Source organism: Ciceribacter ferrooxidans, assembly GCF_004137355.1.
In the GTDB taxonomy this organism is placed as follows: Bacteria; Pseudomonadota; Alphaproteobacteria; order Rhizobiales; family Rhizobiaceae; genus Allorhizobium; species Allorhizobium ferrooxidans.
The window spans coordinates 180,406-196,630 of sequence record NZ_SDVB01000170.1; the positions used below are offsets into that span (position 1 = coordinate 180,406).

Here is a 16,225-nt window from a genome sequence, read left to right on the forward strand (position 1 = left end):
TTTTCTCCTTTTCCGGTTGAACCTCCGCAAGGCGAACAGCACCCTCTTCGAGAATGCCACCGGCGGAAACGCCCGGATTTCTCCCGGACAATCCCATGCCTTACGTGTGGAATGCCGCTCGCCATATAGCGAGTTCGTCAGGAAATCAAGGCTTTTGTCGGCAAAGATTGTTTCGGTGAACCGGTATTGGCAGGACTACTTGCAGCCGCGGTCCTCGAGCATCTCCAGTTTCGAGAGATGACCGCTGAGGATGAAGTCGCCATAGTCGAGGGTAAGGTCGCGGGTGACGCCATTCTCGTAGAGCTTGAAGGATTGAGTGTAGACGGGCAACTGGTCCCCGGCCGTCTTGTCGTCATAGTAGGCGATCGAGACCGGCCAGTACTTCGCCCGGGCCATTGCGCCGGCCTTTCCGGCATCCGGCTCGTCGTTGCCCGGTTCGGTCGCATGGCCGACGATCGTGGTCGTCAGATAGCTGCGATCGCCGTCCTCCGAGCCGTCGAAGATGCGCGCCTCGAAAAAGGTCTCGCCCTTCCTCGCCCTGTCGATGACCTCCAGCATGTGCTCGGCCGGGAAGCGGCTGTCGACCAGTTCCACGGCGCGCTTCGCCGGCCCTTCGATCTCGATCTTGACCCGGCCGTTATCATCGGCGGCCTTGCCCTTCACGTCCTTGTCGAGCTGGTCGTCGGTGAACGACTTCGTCTCGAACCGGAACTTGCCGTTGGCGATGTCCTCGAAGGTGCGGCTCTGCTGGTCGGTTACCCGCACCTGCTCGCCCGTGTCGATTCGGGTCACGAAGCGGAAGTTGGTGGTGTAGCCCTTACATTCCGATCCGTCGAATTCGTAGACCATGCGACCGCGCATCGCCTCGATGCCGGCCCGTTCGGAGGCTTCCTTCAGCTCGACGTCGTAGACGGCCCTGTGGGGCGCCAAACGCCCGGCGGCAGCTTCTGCCCCGCTCGCCGTCCAGCCGGCGGCTCCGAGGGTGGCCAGAGCGGCAGCTGCATAGCTCGAGCGAAACATTCAATACCTCCTGTTGGACTGGACGGTGATGATATAAGAACTGTCCCGGCGAAAGCGAGGCACGCCTTCGTGTAATGCAAGATTCTTTTTCAATGTTTACAACAAAACCGGGAAACTAGAATGTCCGAGACAATCGACAATCGTCTGGAAGCCATGGGTATCCGCCTTCCGGTCGCCGCCGCACCGGCCGCGAACTACGTTCCATATGTCATCAGCGGCAACCTGCTCTACCTTTCCGGCCAGCTTCCGATGGAGGACGGCAAGATCGCAGTGACCGGCCTGGTCGGCAGCGACGTCGATCTCGCGGCAGCGCAGCGGGCCGCGGAGCTCTGTGCCATCAACATTCTCGCACAGGCAAAGGCGGCCCTCGGCGATCTCGGCCGCATCGCCCGCGTCATCAAGCTCAACGGGTTCGTTGCTTCGGCACCGGGCTTCACCGAGCAACATCTCGTGATCAACGGCGCCTCCAACCTCATCGCCAATGTTCTCGGAGACGCCGGCAAGCACGCCCGCGCCGCCGTCGGCATGGCCGCCCTGCCGCTCAATGCCGCCGTCGAGATCGACGCGATCCTGGAGATCGGCCAGTGACCGACGCCAGCTGGATCAGGGACCTGCCGGTCGCCCATCGCGGCTTCCACGACATGAACAAGGCCGTCTGGGAAAACACCCTTTCCGCTTTCCAGCGGGCGATCGACGCCGGCTTCGCGATCGAATGCGACGTGCAGCTTTCGGCCGACAGCGTCCCCGTCGTGTTCCACGACCACGATCTGCAGCGGCTGTGCGGCATTGCCGGTGATGTGCGCGAGCGCACCGCCGCCGAGCTCGGCCTGCTGTCGGTCGGCGGCACCGCCGACCGCATTCCGACGCTCCGGCAGATGCTGGCGCTCATCAAGGGTCGTGTTCCGCTGGTCATCGAGCTCAAGGGCACCAGCGTCGAGGAGGACGACGGCTTCGCCGTAACCGTGCTCGACGTGCTCGAAGGCTACGAAGGCAAGGTCGCGCTGATGAGCTTCGACCATTGGCTGCTGAAGGACCTGAAGTCGCTCGACTGCCCCTACCCGGTCGGACTTACGGCGGAGGGCGCCAAGCCCGAAACCTTCTTCGTCCATGACGAGGCGATGCAGCTTGGGCTCGATTTCATCTCCTACTGTGCCGCGCATCTGCCGAACAGCTTCGTCACCGCCCAGCGCGAACGCGGCATCCCGGTCATTACCTGGACGGTCAGGGATGAAATCATGCGGCAGCATACTTATAAATATGCGGAGCAGATGACCTTCGAGGGGTTCGACCCCAGGGAAACGGTCGCGACCGCCTGACGGGAGCAGCATGACGCAAGAGGTATCCATCCGGATCGAACAGTCCTTCACAGCGATCCCGCCCGAGCTTTGGGCCACGCTCGAAGGTGCTGATCGCGATAAGGCGGGCGGGGTTTACAATCCCTTCAACGCCCATGGATTCCTCTCCGCGCTCGAGGAGTCGGGGTCGGCGACTGCCGAGACCGGCTGGCTCGGCCATCATCTGCTGCTGGAGGATGCCGCCGGAATCCTGATCGGCGCCGTTCCCTGCTATCTCAAGAGCCACAGCCGTGGCGAATACGTCTTCGATCACGGCTGGGCCGACGCCTACCAGCGCGCCGGAGGGCACTACTATCCGAAGCTGCAGGCCGCCATTCCGTTCACCCCGGCGACGGGGCCGCGGCTGATGGTGGCGCAAGGCCGACACCAGGCCGAGATCCGCGCGCTGCTCGCCGCAGGTCTGCGCCAGATCACCGAGAAGCTCGGCGCCTCCTCCGCCCACGTTACCTTCCTGCCGGAAGACGAGCTCGCCGCATTCGAGGGACAGGGCTATCTTCACCGGACCGACCAGCAGTTCCACTTCCTGAACGCCGGCTACAGGGATCACGACGACTTCCTCGACACCCTCGCCTCGCGCAAGCGCAAGGCGCTGAAGAAGGAGCGCTGCGCCGCGCTCGAAAACGGCATCACGATCGACTGGCTCACCGGCTCCGATCTCACCGAGTCGGTCTGGGACGAGTTTTTCGCCTTCTACATGGACACCGGCAGCCGCAAATGGGGCCGCCCGTACCTCACACGGGACTTCTACTCGCTCATCGGAGAGCGGATGGCCGACGACATCCTGCTGGTGATGGCGAAACGCAACGGGCGATACATTGCGGGCGCAATCAACTTCATCGGCGGCGACACACTCTTCGGCCGCCACTGGGGCTGCATCGAGGAGCATCCGTTCCTGCATTTCGAGGTCTGCTACCACCAGGCGATCGATTTCGCCCTCGCGAAGGGCCTCAAGAAGGTCGAGGCCGGAGCGCAGGGCGAGCACAAGCTCGCCCGCGGATATCAGCCGGTGACCACCCACTCCGCCCATTTCATCGCCCATGCCGGCCTTAGACGCGCCGTCGCCGACTATCTCGAACACGAGCGCCGCGAGGTCGAACAGATCGGCGAGTATCTCGGCGAGCACACCCCTTTCCGGAAGGGTGAGCGCCAGTGTCGCGACGACTGACGGACGCTTGATCGGCCGCCTCGGTCGCGTTAGGTACGCAGCGAAACGAGGAGCCCCAAGATGACCAGCCCGGCCTACGACCCCAACAACATCTTCGCCAAGATCCTACGCAACGAAATTCCCTCGGTTCGTCTCTACGAGGACGAGCATACGCTCGCCTTCATGGACGTGATGCCGCAGTCGCCGGGCCATCTGCTGGTCATTCCCAAAGAGGGATCGCGCAATCTGCTCGACGCCGATCCCGCGGTCCTCGCCCGCACGATGCCGGTCGTCCAGAAGCTTGCGGTTGCCGTCAGGCAAGCGCTCGATGCAGACGGCGTTCTCGTCACCCAGTTCAATGAGCTTACTGCCGGTCAGACCGTCTTCCACCTGCATTTCCACGTCATTCCCCGTTACGAGGGTGTGTCGCTCCGGCCGCATTCCGGTCAGATGGAGGATATCGAGGTGCTGAAGGCGCACGCGGAGAAGATCAAGGCGGCGCTGTAAAGCGACCGTGGTGCCGATCCGTGCCGGTCACCAAGTTGCTACTGCATCTGCCCCAAGCGGATATACGCTCGCCCCATAAACTCAATCTTGGCAGTCGCCGCATCTGGACCGGTGACGCATTCGCGAGGGACGAAGCCTTGTGGCAACGTCCCCCGCGACATTTGCGAGGCTTGATGAAGCGCGAGGATGTCGAGCTTGTCCGAGCGTGGTAGCTTGACGACATCGAATTCATTGTCCCCGACCAAAACAAACGCGAAATACGCTTCGTTTGACTCGAATCCTTGATCTGCAAGATACTCGTTCACCTGATCTGCCAGAGGATGTCGTAGAGCCAGATTGTCCTGGTATGGCTGAACCATGCAGATCGTTCTTCCGGCAAGTTGCGATGGATCCTCGAATCTGACCGATGAACCAACGGGGATTGCGAGAAGAGCGCTTTCCAATTTCCCCACTTGGCCGGAGAGAGGCGAACAGGAAACGCAGGCAACCGACAGCAGCAACGTGACCGCGCTTCTTCGCATTCCGTCGTCTCTCCGGTTTACTCGGGATTACGATAGCCGTTCCGCGCCGGAAACGGCCAGTCTTTCAAAAGCCCCATGTCCGGCCGGAAGATCTCGACCTTCAGCGGATAGCACGCGGCAGCATCGCTCGAATGGGTGGCGCTGCAATCGCCGCCGGGGCAGGCCGAAAGCGCGCCGATGAGGTCGATCTCGGCGAAGAACTCGATGTAGTCGCCGGGCCGGACCGGGCTCGCCTTCATGAAGTACTGGTGCGTATCCTTCGTAAAGCCGGTGCACATGAAGACGTTGAGCACGTCGTGGACGTGCGGTTCGGCCTCGCGGAAGGCGAGCCCCTTCACCCCACCGAGCGCACGCGTCAGGTTCGAATGGCAGCAATGATGATAGTCGCCGCCGGAGAGCAGCCGGTTGGTATAGGGATCGCAGCGCGTTCCGATAACGTCATGCAGGCCCGCGCCGTCCTCGTCCCAGCCGTACCAGGCGAGCGTATCATGGGTGATCGTCGCCATTGGGCGCAGGTGCGGCAGCGAACTCCACAAGCGGTCGCCGACCGAGACGTGGGTCGCGTGCAGCGCCCGGGTCTTGCCGCTGAAGAAGCGCTCGGAAAGATCCGCCGCGTTCCAGAGGTTGAGGTCGCCGACCTGCGGACCCTCGATGCTGACGACACGGAAGAAATGCCCCTTCGGCACCTCAAACGCCCCGCCGTCGCGCGGCGGAACGATAATTTCGTCGATCTTTTCGAGTGTTGCGCGCGCTTCCTCGAGTCGCGCCATGTCCGGAGCCGGCAAGGTTCCGTTAGGGTAGACGACGACGGGGCGATGGGCCCGGCGCTCGGCGGCGTCGGCGGGGGCCTGAATGGGGGCCGGGATGGCGGACTTGGCGGTCATGAATGATCCTGCGCGCTCTTGGACGAATATCGGCAGGGACACTGCACGCCGGCAAGGCAGCTGACAAGACGACTTTTCCTTGCCAGAAGAGTAAGTACCACTTATCCTTCTTGCTCATGAAGCTCCCGCCCCTGCCAAGTCTCCGCGCCTTCGAATCCGCCGCCCGCCGCGAGAATTTCCGCCAGGCGGCAACCGAACTTGGCATGACACCGGCCGCCGTCAGCCAGCACGTGCGCAGCCTCGAAGACTGGCTCGGCGTAAGGCTCTTCGAGCGCAGCGCCCGCGGCGTGCGGCTGACGCCCGCCGGTCGGGAATTCGGCAGCGCGGTGACCGCGGGGCTCGCCGGCATCGCCGCTGCCGCCGAACGGCTCACCGCGGCAGCAAGGCGCCGCACCGTGCGTCTCGCCTGCCTTCCCTCGGTCGTCACCCATTGGCTGGCGCCGCGGCTGCCCCGCTTCCGCGCCGCCCATCCGGACATACAGGTCGCGATTTCCTACGCAGCAGGCGCAAAGACAGCGTCCGAGGCGGCGTCAGACTTGCTGATCCAGCACGGCGCTCGTCCGGATGCCGGAGCAGTACCGATCCTCTCCGGTGCGACACATCCGACCTGTGCGCCGGCCTATCTGCATCGCAAAGGCCCGATCCGCGATCCCCGAGACCTTCTCGAGGCCGATCTCCTACATGACGAGAGCCCGGCCGCGTGGTGGCGCTGGTTTGCCGAAGGGAGCCTCGAAAGCCCGCGCGAGGCAGGGCCGATCTTCGCCGATTTCAACCTGCTCCTGAGTTCGCTGACCGCCGGGCTCGGCGTTGCGCTCTGCCCGACCGCGCTCATTGCCGACGAGCTTTCGCGAGGGGAACTCGAAATCCTGTTCGATCGCCCGACGGATATGGAGAAGGCCTACTGGCTGACGGAAGCGGCAAGCCTCTCACCGGAAGCGGTCCTGATGCGGGACTGGCTGCTTGCGGAAGCGGCCGCCGCGACCCTTCCGGCTGGCTGAGGCTCAGACGAAGGCGAGGCCGAGCGCCAGAAGCGCCACGGAAACCACGACGGCGACGACGACCCGCTGCCCTGCTGCGAGGAACGCGGCGAAGCCGAGCCCCGCCGCGGCGAGCCGCAGCCAGAGCGGCGAAGCTTCGAGACTGCCGGTCGGGAAGACGATGAGCTTCGCCGTCACCGCCATCACGAGCGAAGTGGCAACCGCCCTCACCCATTTCAGCGCCTCGGAATCCTCGTTCATGCGGTTGCCTGCGATCACACCGAGCCAGCGCCAGACATCCGTCGCCAGCCAGCCGGCGAGGAGGATCACGCCATAGATCGTGTAGTCGTTCATCGGCTCTCTCCCTCTTGACGCTTCCGTCGGCCGGAAAGCACCAGCCGGTCGACAAGATAGGCCAGCGTCCCGCCGCCGAGGCCGGCGATCAGTACGTCCAGTCCGGGCGCAACAAGCGAAAGCAGCGGCCCGCCGACGATCCCGACGAGAAATGCCAGCTTGAGGACAGGCTGGCGCGAGGTCGCCCAGATGGATGCGACGAAATAGATGGGCGTCAGAAAGAACAGCACCCCGGCCACCAGCGGCGGAAAGGTCTCGACGAGGCCATAGCAGATGCCGACCAGGAGTGTGTTGGTGAGCGTAAGCGTGATCGCGAAACCGGCAAAGTAGACGGTCCGATGCTCGCGCGGCACGGCACCAATGTGCTGGGTGGTGAAAACCCAGGCGGTGATCGCGATGAAATGGGAAAGAAAGAGCAGCAGCCAGACGGGTGTGCGCGGCGTGCGGATCTCCGGAACGAGCGAGGCCACCATCGGCATCATCCGGATCGAGGAGAGCGAGACGGCGACGATGATCGCGAGAATATGGGCGCCGCTTGCGAGCATCCCGGTCAGGATCATCTTGGCCGGAAGCGCCCAGACCATCAGCGTCATGAACATGGCCGCGCCGCGCGAAATGCCCGCCTCCAGGGCAAAGGCGGCGAAACCGACGAATGAGGTCATAAGAATCAGCGCCGGCAGGCTGAAAATACCGCTTGCACCGCGCCTGAACCAGCGAAACGACTCGGGATCGGCTCTCAAAAGGGTCATCGGTGGTTCCGCGGAAGACGGGAGGGACCGGTGCTCCGATCCGAAGAAAAGGGCTCGCGGCAAGCTATATCGGCGATTCCCCGAGCGAGACAGCGGTTTTCCGCAATCCCGCCATCACCTCAGCGCATGCCGTCCGGCCCGCCGCTCACAGAAATCATCAACCAGCCGCGGCCGCGACGCTTGTAGACCTCCGTCCAGCGCCCCGCGATCGTCTGGGATGCGCCGCCTGCGGCCTCGACCTCCGCCTCGTAACGATAGTGAACGACGCCGACCTCGTGATCGAAGACCGTCACTTTGAGAGGCTGCAGTCGGTAGCGGAGAATGCGCGGCGAATCCGGTCCGACGGACGCCACCGCCGCCTCGTAGTCATGCGGCCTGTCGAGGCCGGTCACCCAGCCGGTGTAATCGGGATGCAGAAGCTTGCGGACCGGTGCAGTCTCACGCCGGCGGGCGAGCTCCCATAGCATCTGGACGTGCTCCCAGAGCAGCTGCTCCTCATCACCGAGACGAGGTACCTCGCCGCTCTCATGCTCCATCCTTTCGCTCCCCCGATTGCCGTCGGCAGTACCAACGAGAAAACCCTCGCAGCATAGCCGCGAGGGGTCAATTCACCTCTTCGTATAGCAAGGGACCACCATTCGAAGACCAGCCGCTATTTCTTCTTCGGCACCTTGGGAACCGAGCTTCGCTTTTGCGGAGCCGGGGCCTCGTCCGGCTCTTCCGCCGAGGCTTTCGCCTTGCGGGCAGTCCTGGCCGCTCCGCCAACAGTCTCGGCCTCCGCCTTCGGCTTCACCGGCGCGACATCCGGAACCGCATCGAGATCGAGGACCTCGGCGCCGGTCTCGTCCTTCTTGACGCCGACCTTGACGACGCCGCCCTTCTTCAGCTTGCCGAAGAGGATTTCGTTGGCGAGCGGCTTCTTGATGTACTCCTGAATGACGCGCGCCAGCGGGCGGGCGCCCATCTTCTCGTCGTAGCCACGGGTAGCAAGCCAGGCGATCGCTTCCGGCGCAAGGTCGAAGGTGACATTGCGCTCGGAAAGCTGCGCCTCGAGCTGCATGACGAACTTCTGCACCACCTGATGGATGACCTCGGTCGGCAGCGGTGCGAACTGGATCGTCGCATCGAGCCGGTTGCGGAATTCCGGGGTGAAGAGGCGGTTGAGCGCCTCTTCTTCCTCTCCCGTCCGCTTCGACGAGCCGAAACCGATCGCCGCCTTCGCCCCCTCTGTCGCACCGGCATTGGTGGTCATGATCAGGATGACGTTGCGGAAGTCGATCTTCTTGCCGTTGTGGTCGGTCAGCGAACCGTGATCCATCACCTGCAACAGGATGTTGTAGATGTCCGGATGCGCCTTCTCGATTTCATCGAGAAGGACGACCGAATGCGGGTGCTGGTCGACGCCGTCGGTCAGGAGACCGCCCTGATCGAAGCCGACATAGCCGGGAGGCGCCCCGAGCAGCCGCGAGACGGTGTGGCGCTCCATGTATTCGGACATGTCGAAGCGCAGCAGTTCGACGCCGAGCGAGGCGGCAAGCTGCTTTGCGACTTCGGTCTTGCCCACACCCGTCGGGCCGGAGAAGACGTAGCAGCCGATCGGCTTGTTCGGCTCGCGCAGGCCCGCACGGGCGAGCTTGATCGAGGTCGAGAGCGCTTCGATCGCCTTGTCCTGACCGTAGACCACCGAACGCAGTTCCTTCTCGAGATTGGCGAGCACCATCTCGTCGTCCTTGGAAACCGTCTTCGGCGGAATGCGCGCCATCGTCGCGATCGTCGCCTCGATCTCCCGCTCGGTGATCAGCTTGCGCCGCTTGGAGGCAGGCAGCAGCATCTGCGCCGCGCCGGTTTCGTCGATCACGTCGATCGCCTTGTCCGGCAGCTTGCGGTCGGAGATATAGCGCGCCGAAAGCTCGACGGCCGCCTTGATCGCCTCGTTCGTGTAACGGAGCTTGTGGTAGTCCTCGAAATACGGCTTCAGGCCCTTCATGATCTCGATCGCATCGTCGATCGACGGCTCGTTGACGTCGATCTTCTGGAAACGGCGGACGAGTGCCCGGTCCTTCTCGAAGAACTGGCGATACTCCTTGTAGGTCGTCGACCCGATGCAACGGATCGCCCCCGAGGAGAGTGCCGGCTTCAGGAGGTTCGAGGCGTCCATGGCGCCGCCCGACGTCGCACCCGCACCGATGACGGTGTGGATCTCGTCGATGAAGAGCACGGCGCCCGGGTACTCCTCGAGCTCCTTGACCACCTGCTTCAAGCGCTCCTCGAAGTCACCGCGGTAGCGGGTTCCGGCGAGCAGCGTCCCCATGTCGAGCGAGAAGATCGTCGCATCCTTCAGCGCGTCGGGAACCTTGCCCTCGACGATGCGCTTGGCGAGACCTTCGGCGATCGCCGTCTTGCCGACGCCGGGATCGCCGACATAGAGCGGGTTGTTCTTGGAGCGGCGGCAAAGCACCTGGATCGTCCGGTTCACCTCGTCGTTGCGGCCGATGAGCGGGTCGATCCGGCCGGCGCGAGCCTTCTCGTTGAGGTTGACGCAGTAGGCCTTCAGCGCCTCCTGCTTGCCCTTCGCGGCACCCTCCTCCTGGTCACGCGCCTGCTTGGCCTCGGCTTCACCCTCTTCGGCGCCACGCGGCGGGCGCACCTGCGACGAGCCCGGACGCTTCCCGATGCCATGGGAAATGTAGTTGACCGCGTCGTAGCGGGTCATCTCCTGCTCCTGCAGGAAATAGGCCGCATGGCTCTCGCGCTCGGCGAAGATCGCCACCAGCACGTTCGCGCCGGTCACCTCTTCGCGGCCGGAGGACTGCACGTGAATGACCGCGCGCTGGATCACACGCTGGAAGCCAGAGGTCGGCTTGGAGTCCTCATCGTAGCCCGTCACCAGGTTGGAAAGCTCGTTGTCGACATAGTCGCTGACGGTTTTGCGCAGCACGTCGAGGTTGACGTTGCACGCCCCCATCACGGCCGCCGCATCGGCATCGTCGATCAGCGCGAGCAGAAGATGCTCGAGCGTGGCATATTCATGATGCCGCTCGTTCGCGTAGGTCAGTGCCTGGTGCAACGCCTTTTCGAGGCTCGGAGAAAATGTTGGCACGTCAGATCCTCACTTCTTTTCCATCACACATTGCAGCGGGTGCTCGTGCTGCCGGGCAAAATCCATCACCTGACTGACCTTGGTTTCGGCGACCTCGTAAGTGAAGACACCGCACTCCCCGACGCCATGATTGTGAACATGCAACATGATACGCGTGGCCGCCTCCCTGTCCTTCTGGAAGAAGCGCTCCAGGATGTGGATCACGAATTCCATCGGGGTGTAGTCGTCGTTGAGCAGCAGCACGCGATACAGATTCGGCTTCTTGGTCTTCGGCTTCGTGCGCGTGATGACCGACGTGCCGCGACCGGCGTTGTCCCCGTCACTTTTCTGCTGCATGAAGACCGGCGTGGCGATCATATTCTTCCATTCTCCAGTGGTTCGCCGGCCGGCTGGCGCCGAAGCGAACACTTAGCACATTAAGGTAGTTCGTAATTTGGTGATTTTAAGCCCCCTGCAAGGGAGTGCAAACACATTTGCATCGTAACGGCCGCCGCCGTCGAGAAAAGCGGGGACAGGCCGTGAGAGGGAACGCAGAAGGCCGGCCGCGGGTCCCGCAGCCGGCCTTGATTTATTCGATGCCCGGTGGCGCGACCGGTTTGCCTCAGGCGGCCGTCGCGGCCGGGACACCGACGGACTTCGACGCCTTCACGACCGGGGCCTCATACGGCTTGTAGGCGCTTTTCGCCAGGTCGGCATACATTTCCGTGAGCTTCGTCGCTTCGGAAACGAAGCCTTCGTATGCGCCCTTCACGAAGTTCGTCTGCAGTTCCAGCGCACTTTCGACGCTCTTCACGCCGGCCAGACTTTCCATATGCGCAACCGCATCCTGGAACGACTTCTTCGAATATTCGGAGGCTTCCGTCGCGATGGCCTGAAAGCCCTTCGCGATCTCTGCGTAATTCTTCAGCATCGCGTCCATGGCTTCCTTGCCCTTTCTGTTCGCTTCATCGAAATTAAACATACGGCAGTGTCCCTTCTGCTTGATTTCGCTGCCAACGCACATAGCACGTGCACAATTTTTGTCAATTGTTTTCCGCGCCGCAATATCCCGCTCAGGTTGCAGTCATTGTTAGAAATAAGGGCCGCCTGGAGCACGGGCGACCCTGCATACTGATATGGAAGAAATATATCAGCAAGCCTGCAACTAGAGGCTTAGAGATCGACGTCGAGGATCGCCATCGAGAAATTGTAGGAGAGGTCGCCGTCCTCATCGTCGCGGAAAACCACGCCGAGAAACTCATCAGCGAGATAGACTTCCGCGGAGTCGTCCTTGCGGGGACGAGCCTTGACCACGATGGCCGGATTGAACATCCGCTTGAAATAGGCGTCGAGCTTCTTGATTTCGTCGGGCTTCACTACAGTTCTCCATGGGCGATTCAGGTTCGCGGCGCTTGTCGCACGGCCGCTCGGATGATGTAAAGACACGGGCGCGGACAAATGGCCGGAGGCTGAAACCCCACCACCTTCGACTGCCTTTGCCGACGTGGTCGTTTCCGGTCACGCCTCGGAGGCGAGCATCTGGTCCATCGAACGGGCCGGCTCGGCGCAGCCCGCCTCGCCCACGACCCGGGCCGGCACGCCGGCCACGGTCGAGCCCTTCGGAACGGGTTTCAGGACGACGGAGCCGGCAGCGACACGCGAGCAGCAACCGACCTCGATATTGCCGAGCACCTTCGCGCCCGCTCCGATCAGCACGCCATCGCCGATCTTCGGGTGACGGTCGCTTCCCTCCTTGCCGGTGCCGCCGAGGGTGACGCCGTGCAGGATCGAGACATTGTCGCCGATCCGCGCCGTCTCGCCGACGACGAGGCCCGTGGCATGATCGAGGAAGATGCCCTTGCCGATCCGTGCCGCCGGATTGATGTCCGTCTGGAAGACGCTGGAGGAGCGGCTCTGCAGATAGAGCGCGAAATCGCTCCGTCCGCGATTCCACAGCCAATGTGCGAGGCGGTGCGTCTGGATGGCGTGGAAACCCTTGAAATAGAGGACGGGCTCCATGAATCGCGTGCAGGCGGGGTCGCGGTCGTAGACCGCCTGGATGTCGACGCGCATGATCTGGCCCCATTCCGGCCAGTCCCGTACCATCTCCTCGAACGTCTGCCGCAGCAGGATCGCCTGAAGGTCCGCATGATCCAGCCGTTCGCAAATCCGGTAGATGACGCAGTCTTCGAGGGAGCGATGATTGAGGACCGTCGAATAGAGGAAGGCCGCCAGGAGCGGATCATGCTCGGCTGCCGTCCGGGCCTCGTGGCGAAGCGTATCCCAGATGGGGTCCATCGACTTGATATGCTCGCCGTGGAGGACTTCTGTCTTTGCGGCCATCGCCGGTCTCCTCTGTTCCATCGCGGTTACATTATATAGGCTATCGGCGAAGCAAACCAGATGGGCAGAAACGATGAAGCAAATCCGTGATTTCGCTGCAGGAAGAATTCGCGCCGAGAGCCGTGACGGCGTCGGCCTCCTCGTCATCGACAATCCGGAACGCAAGAATGCCGTCACGGCGGCCATGTGGCGGGCGATCCCCGACGCCGTTCACTGGCTGTGTGGCGAAGCCGGCGCGCGCGCCATCGTGCTGTCGGGTGCAGGCGAACGCGATTTCAGCGCAGGCGCCGATATCTCGGAGTTCCCGATCGTGCGCAAGGACACGGCGACCGCACGGCTCTACGAGGCGGACAACAGTGCGGCCTTCACCGCCGTGCGGGAGGCTCGTGTCCCCGTCATCGCCGCGATCCGCGGCATCTGCTACGGCGGTGGCTTCGGGCTTGCGGCGGCATGCGACCTGCGCATCGCCGACGACACGGCAGCCTTCGCAGTCCCCGCCGCTCGCCTCGGGCTTGCCTATCCGGCCGACGCTGTCCAGGACTTTGCACGATCGCTCGGCGATCAGATGGCCCGCAAGGTGCTCTACACGGGCGCCGCCATGCGCGCTGCCGAACTGCTCGCCCGCGGCTTCCTGCTCGATGTCACTGCACCCGACACGTTGGACGACAGGGTCATGCTGCTCGCCGAAACGATCGCCACCAACGCCCCGCTGTCGGTACAGGCCTCGAAGCTCGCCCTGAGGGCCGTCGCTGAAGTCGACGACGACCTTCTGCGTGAAGCAGAGGTGGTCGGCGCCTCGACCTTCGACAGCGCAGACTATGCCGAAGGCCGGCGCGCCTTCGCGGAAAAGCGCAGGCCCGCTTTCACCGGGGAATGAACGACGCGGGCGTCATTGACGGCCGATCTCGCGATAGAAATCGAGCACGGCTTTCTTGAACACCTTGTCGCCGACCGCGAGCATATGGTCGCGGTTCGGGATATCGACCGCCCTCGCGTCCGGCATCAGCGCCGCCAGCTCGTGAGGCGAGCCGGCGATATCGTCTTTGGTGCCGACGGCAATCAGGGTCGGGACATCGATGCGGGCGATATCGGCGCGGTCGACCAGCACACGGGACTCCTGAATGCAGGCGGCAAGCGCGATGCGGTCGCTGCGGGTCTGCTCGGCGAAGGCGCGAAACATGCGCCCCCTCTCGTGGGTCACATCCGAAAGCGACGGCGCCAGCAGCGCCTCGGCGATCGGGTCCCAGTCGCCGACCCCGTCGCAGAGACCGATGCCGAGCCCGCCGAAGACCAGCGAGCGCACGCGGTGGGGATGTTCGAGCGCCATGAAGGCGGAAATCCTCGCGCCCATCGAATAACCCATCACATCGGCGTCCGGCAGCCCGAGATGGGTCAGTAGCGCGGCGGCGTCCGCGGCCATCCGTGAAGGATGATAGGCCTCCGGCTCATGCGGACGATCACTCGCGCCATGGCCACGATTGTCGATCGCGATGGCGCGGTAGCCGGCCTCGCCGAGCGTCTTCAGCCAACCCGGGTGAACCCAGTTCACCGTCGCCGTCGAGGCGAATCCGTGGATCAGCAGAATCGGCGGGCCGGACGGATCGCCAGCATCGAAATAGGCCAGCTGCAATCCGTCGTGATAGAAAAGGGAGAATGCGGGCGCATTCAGATTCATCGCTTCGATCCATGTCTTATTCGGGGCGTGACGGCGCGCACCTTAGTGAAACGGGCCTGCGCATCAAAGGCGCATCTGTCTCTTTTCTGTGGGTTGGGCGCGTGTTTGTCTCTACACATTCGCGGCGAAGGAGGATAATGTCCGCCGCAAAGTGAAAAGGCATTCGGAGAGACATATGGCCGGGCACACCATTCCCCACTTCCAGAACGACGGCGGGCACCGCGTGATCGAGATCGGCGTGAAGGAGTTCATGTGCACGGGCGCTTCGGCCCCCTTCGACCATCCGCATATCTTCATCGACATGGGCGACGACAACGAAAAGGTCTGCTCCTACTGCTCGACCCTTTATCGTTATAATCCGTCGCTGAAGGCCGAACAGACCAATCCCGCCGGTTGCGTCTACCACGTCAAGGCGGCCTGACCGCCACCCGCTTTCTACGATCGGCAAAACTATGGCCACCAACGTCGTCGCCATCATCGGAGCCGGGATGGCGGGGCTTACGGCTGCGCTGGCGCTGGCGCGACACGGGATCCGCAGCGAGATCGTCGATCAGGCACCCCAGCTCGGTGAGGTTGGTGCCGGCCTGCAGATTTCGCCCAATGCCTCGCGAATCCTTCGCGAACTCGGCGTCCTTCGCGATATCGAGCAACGTTGGTGCGAGCCGCAAGAAATCCGGCTGAAATCCGGCGTGACGCTCGGGGCACTCGCCGCCGTCCCGGTGGGGGCTTTCGCGCGGGAGCGCTGGGGCGCACCCTACGGCGTTCTGCACCGATCGACGCTCCAGCAGGCACTCCTTTCTGCGGTGCTGCGCAATCCGCTCTGCAAGATCCATCTCGGCTGCCATATAGAGAGCCCGAGCGACGCGGCGGTGGCGCGCGCGACCGGCGAACAGACGGATCTCGTCATCGGCGCGGACGGCGTCTGGTCGAGAACCCGCGCCCGCATCCCGGATGCACCCAAGGCGCACTTTTCCGGCAACATCGCCTGGCGCTTCACGATGGCGGGAGCAAACGCCCCAGGCTTCCTCGATCCCGCGAACGTCACCGCTTTCCTCGGCCCGAGAACCCACCTCGTCTGCTATCCGCTGAAGGAGATCGGTGGTTTCAACATCGTGGCGATCGCCGCGGGCGTCGATCCCGGAGAAACCTGGTCGACGGAAGGCAGCGAGCGGCAGAGCCGGACGCTCGCCGAGCAATTCTCCGAATGGAATCCCGATATCCGGAACCTGCTTTCGAGTTTGCGAGGCGCCACCTTCTGGCCCCTCTACCAAGCGGGGCCCGGCCGGTGGCAAAACGGACGCGACACGGTGCTGATCGGTGATGCGGCACATGCAATGATGCCGTTCGCCGCACAGGGTGCGGCAATGGCGATCGAGGACGCCTTCGAACTCGCCGGTCTCGTCGCGAGCACGCCGCTTCCCGAAGCACTCGCGATCTACGAGCGCGTTCGGCAGGCACGCGCCGCCCGGGTCGGCAAGCGCGGCGCGTTCAACCGCTTCGCCTATCATGCGCGCGGCCCGGTCCGCATCGCCCGCGACCTGGTGCTCGCGACGCGATCGCCGCAGAGCCTCGCCGCCGATCTGGACTGGCTCTACGGCTATCACGCGAAGGGCTGAC

Annotated in this window: 20 protein-coding genes; 8 read left to right on the plus strand and 12 right to left on the minus strand. The window is 63.5% G+C overall.

What is annotated here, in order from left to right; genetic code table 11:
- Positions 1 to 195: 195 nt before the first annotated feature.
- On the minus strand, positions 196 to 1,020 hold the full coding sequence (locus EUU22_RS05210) for a cell envelope integrity EipB family protein (protein ID WP_129331003.1): 825 nt from the start codon (positions 1,018 to 1,020) through the stop codon (positions 196 to 198).
- Positions 1,021 to 1,140: 120 nt separating this feature from the next.
- On the opposite strand from EUU22_RS05210, the gene EUU22_RS05215 reads away from it, so the two are divergent.
- Genes EUU22_RS05215 through EUU22_RS05230 form a run of 4 tightly spaced genes read left to right on the plus strand, consistent with a single transcriptional unit; the run spans position 1,141 to position 4,026 of the window.
- On the plus strand, positions 1,141 to 1,608 hold the full coding sequence (locus EUU22_RS05215; RefSeq protein WP_129331004.1) for a RidA family protein: 468 nt from the start codon (positions 1,141 to 1,143) through the stop codon (positions 1,606 to 1,608).
- Positions 1,605 to 2,336 carry a glycerophosphodiester phosphodiesterase gene (locus EUU22_RS05220; RefSeq protein WP_129331005.1) on the plus strand — a complete coding sequence of 244 codons (732 nt, stop codon included), beginning with the start codon at positions 1,605 to 1,607 and terminating at the stop codon, positions 2,334 to 2,336. Before EUU22_RS05215 ends, EUU22_RS05220 begins: the two co-directional genes overlap by 4 nt.
- 10 nt (positions 2,337 to 2,346) lie before the next feature.
- Complete coding sequence (locus EUU22_RS05225) at positions 2,347 to 3,540, plus strand: GNAT family N-acetyltransferase (protein ID WP_129331006.1); 1,194 nt, start codon at positions 2,347 to 2,349, stop codon at positions 3,538 to 3,540.
- Positions 3,541 to 3,600: 60 nt separating this feature from the next.
- Positions 3,601 to 4,026, plus strand: coding sequence for an HIT family protein (locus tag EUU22_RS05230; protein WP_129331007.1), 426 nt, complete (start codon positions 3,601 to 3,603; stop codon positions 4,024 to 4,026).
- Between the two features lie 38 nt (positions 4,027 to 4,064).
- On the opposite strand, the gene EUU22_RS05235 is transcribed toward EUU22_RS05230, so the two are convergent.
- Together EUU22_RS05235 and EUU22_RS05240 are read right to left on the minus strand one after the other, a co-directional pair.
- On the minus strand, positions 4,065 to 4,547 hold the full coding sequence (locus tag EUU22_RS05235) for a hypothetical protein (protein WP_165351095.1): 483 nt from the start codon (positions 4,545 to 4,547) through the stop codon (positions 4,065 to 4,067).
- Positions 4,548 to 4,564: 17 nt separating this feature from the next.
- Entirely contained in the window at positions 4,565 to 5,431 is an 867-nt protein-coding gene (locus EUU22_RS05240; RefSeq protein ID WP_129331009.1) for an urea carboxylase-associated family protein, read from the minus strand.
- A 116-nt stretch (positions 5,432 to 5,547) separates the two neighbouring features.
- Between EUU22_RS05240 and EUU22_RS05245 the strand changes: the two genes are divergently transcribed.
- On the plus strand, positions 5,548 to 6,429 hold the full coding sequence (locus EUU22_RS05245; protein ID WP_129331010.1) for a LysR substrate-binding domain-containing protein: 882 nt from the start codon (positions 5,548 to 5,550) through the stop codon (positions 6,427 to 6,429).
- A gap of 3 nt (positions 6,430 to 6,432) precedes the next feature.
- Here EUU22_RS05245 and EUU22_RS05250 read toward each other — a convergent pair whose 3' ends face one another.
- From EUU22_RS05250 to cysE, 8 genes are all read right to left on the minus strand, one after another.
- Positions 6,433 to 6,762 carry an AzlD domain-containing protein gene (locus tag EUU22_RS05250; protein WP_129331011.1) on the minus strand — a complete coding sequence of 110 codons (330 nt, stop codon included), beginning with the start codon at positions 6,760 to 6,762 and terminating at the stop codon, positions 6,433 to 6,435.
- Positions 6,759 to 7,511, minus strand: a complete 753-nt coding sequence (locus EUU22_RS05255; protein WP_129331012.1) for an AzlC family ABC transporter permease — start codon at positions 7,509 to 7,511, stop codon at positions 6,759 to 6,761. Before EUU22_RS05255 ends, EUU22_RS05250 begins: the two co-directional genes overlap by 4 nt.
- A 119-nt stretch (positions 7,512 to 7,630) precedes the next feature.
- Positions 7,631 to 8,047, minus strand: coding sequence for a nuclear transport factor 2 family protein (locus EUU22_RS05260; protein WP_129331013.1), 417 nt, complete (start codon positions 8,045 to 8,047; stop codon positions 7,631 to 7,633).
- Positions 8,048 to 8,163: 116 nt separating this feature from the next.
- A complete protein-coding gene (clpA, locus tag EUU22_RS05265) occupies positions 8,164 to 10,611 on the minus strand; it encodes an ATP-dependent Clp protease ATP-binding subunit ClpA (RefSeq protein WP_129331014.1) in 2,448 nt (815 codons plus the stop codon).
- A 9-nt stretch (positions 10,612 to 10,620) separates the two neighbouring features.
- Positions 10,621 to 10,968 (minus strand): ATP-dependent Clp protease adapter ClpS, encoded by a 348-nt coding sequence (gene clpS / locus EUU22_RS05270; RefSeq protein ID WP_114363134.1) that lies wholly within the window; start codon positions 10,966 to 10,968, stop codon positions 10,621 to 10,623.
- A 244-nt stretch (positions 10,969 to 11,212) separates the two neighbouring features.
- Positions 11,213 to 11,572, minus strand: coding sequence for a phasin family protein (locus tag EUU22_RS05275; protein ID WP_129331015.1), 360 nt, complete (start codon positions 11,570 to 11,572; stop codon positions 11,213 to 11,215).
- Between the two features lie 191 nt (positions 11,573 to 11,763).
- Positions 11,764 to 11,967, minus strand: coding sequence for a DUF3126 family protein (locus EUU22_RS05280; protein WP_129331016.1), 204 nt, complete (start codon positions 11,965 to 11,967; stop codon positions 11,764 to 11,766).
- Positions 11,968 to 12,108: 141 nt separating this feature from the next.
- Entirely contained in the window at positions 12,109 to 12,933 is an 825-nt protein-coding gene (gene cysE, locus EUU22_RS05285; protein ID WP_129331017.1) for a serine O-acetyltransferase, read from the minus strand.
- Between the two features lie 73 nt (positions 12,934 to 13,006).
- Between cysE and EUU22_RS05290 the strand changes: the two genes are divergently transcribed.
- Positions 13,007 to 13,810 carry an enoyl-CoA hydratase-related protein gene (locus tag EUU22_RS05290; protein WP_129331018.1) on the plus strand — a complete coding sequence of 268 codons (804 nt, stop codon included), beginning with the start codon at positions 13,007 to 13,009 and terminating at the stop codon, positions 13,808 to 13,810.
- Positions 13,811 to 13,822: 12 nt separating this feature from the next.
- On the opposite strand, the gene EUU22_RS05295 is transcribed toward EUU22_RS05290, so the two are convergent.
- Positions 13,823 to 14,608 (minus strand): alpha/beta fold hydrolase, encoded by a 786-nt coding sequence (locus tag EUU22_RS05295; RefSeq protein WP_129331019.1) that lies wholly within the window; start codon positions 14,606 to 14,608, stop codon positions 13,823 to 13,825.
- 175 nt (positions 14,609 to 14,783) lie between these two features.
- On the opposite strand from EUU22_RS05295, the gene EUU22_RS05300 reads away from it, so the two are divergent.
- Complete coding sequence (locus EUU22_RS05300) at positions 14,784 to 15,029, plus strand: zinc-finger domain-containing protein (RefSeq protein ID WP_114363131.1); 246 nt, start codon at positions 14,784 to 14,786, stop codon at positions 15,027 to 15,029.
- Positions 15,030 to 15,060: 31 nt separating this feature from the next.
- Positions 15,061 to 16,224 carry an FAD-dependent monooxygenase gene (locus EUU22_RS05305; protein WP_129331020.1) on the plus strand — a complete coding sequence of 388 codons (1,164 nt, stop codon included), beginning with the start codon at positions 15,061 to 15,063 and terminating at the stop codon, positions 16,222 to 16,224.
- Position 16,225: the final 1 nt, after the last annotated feature.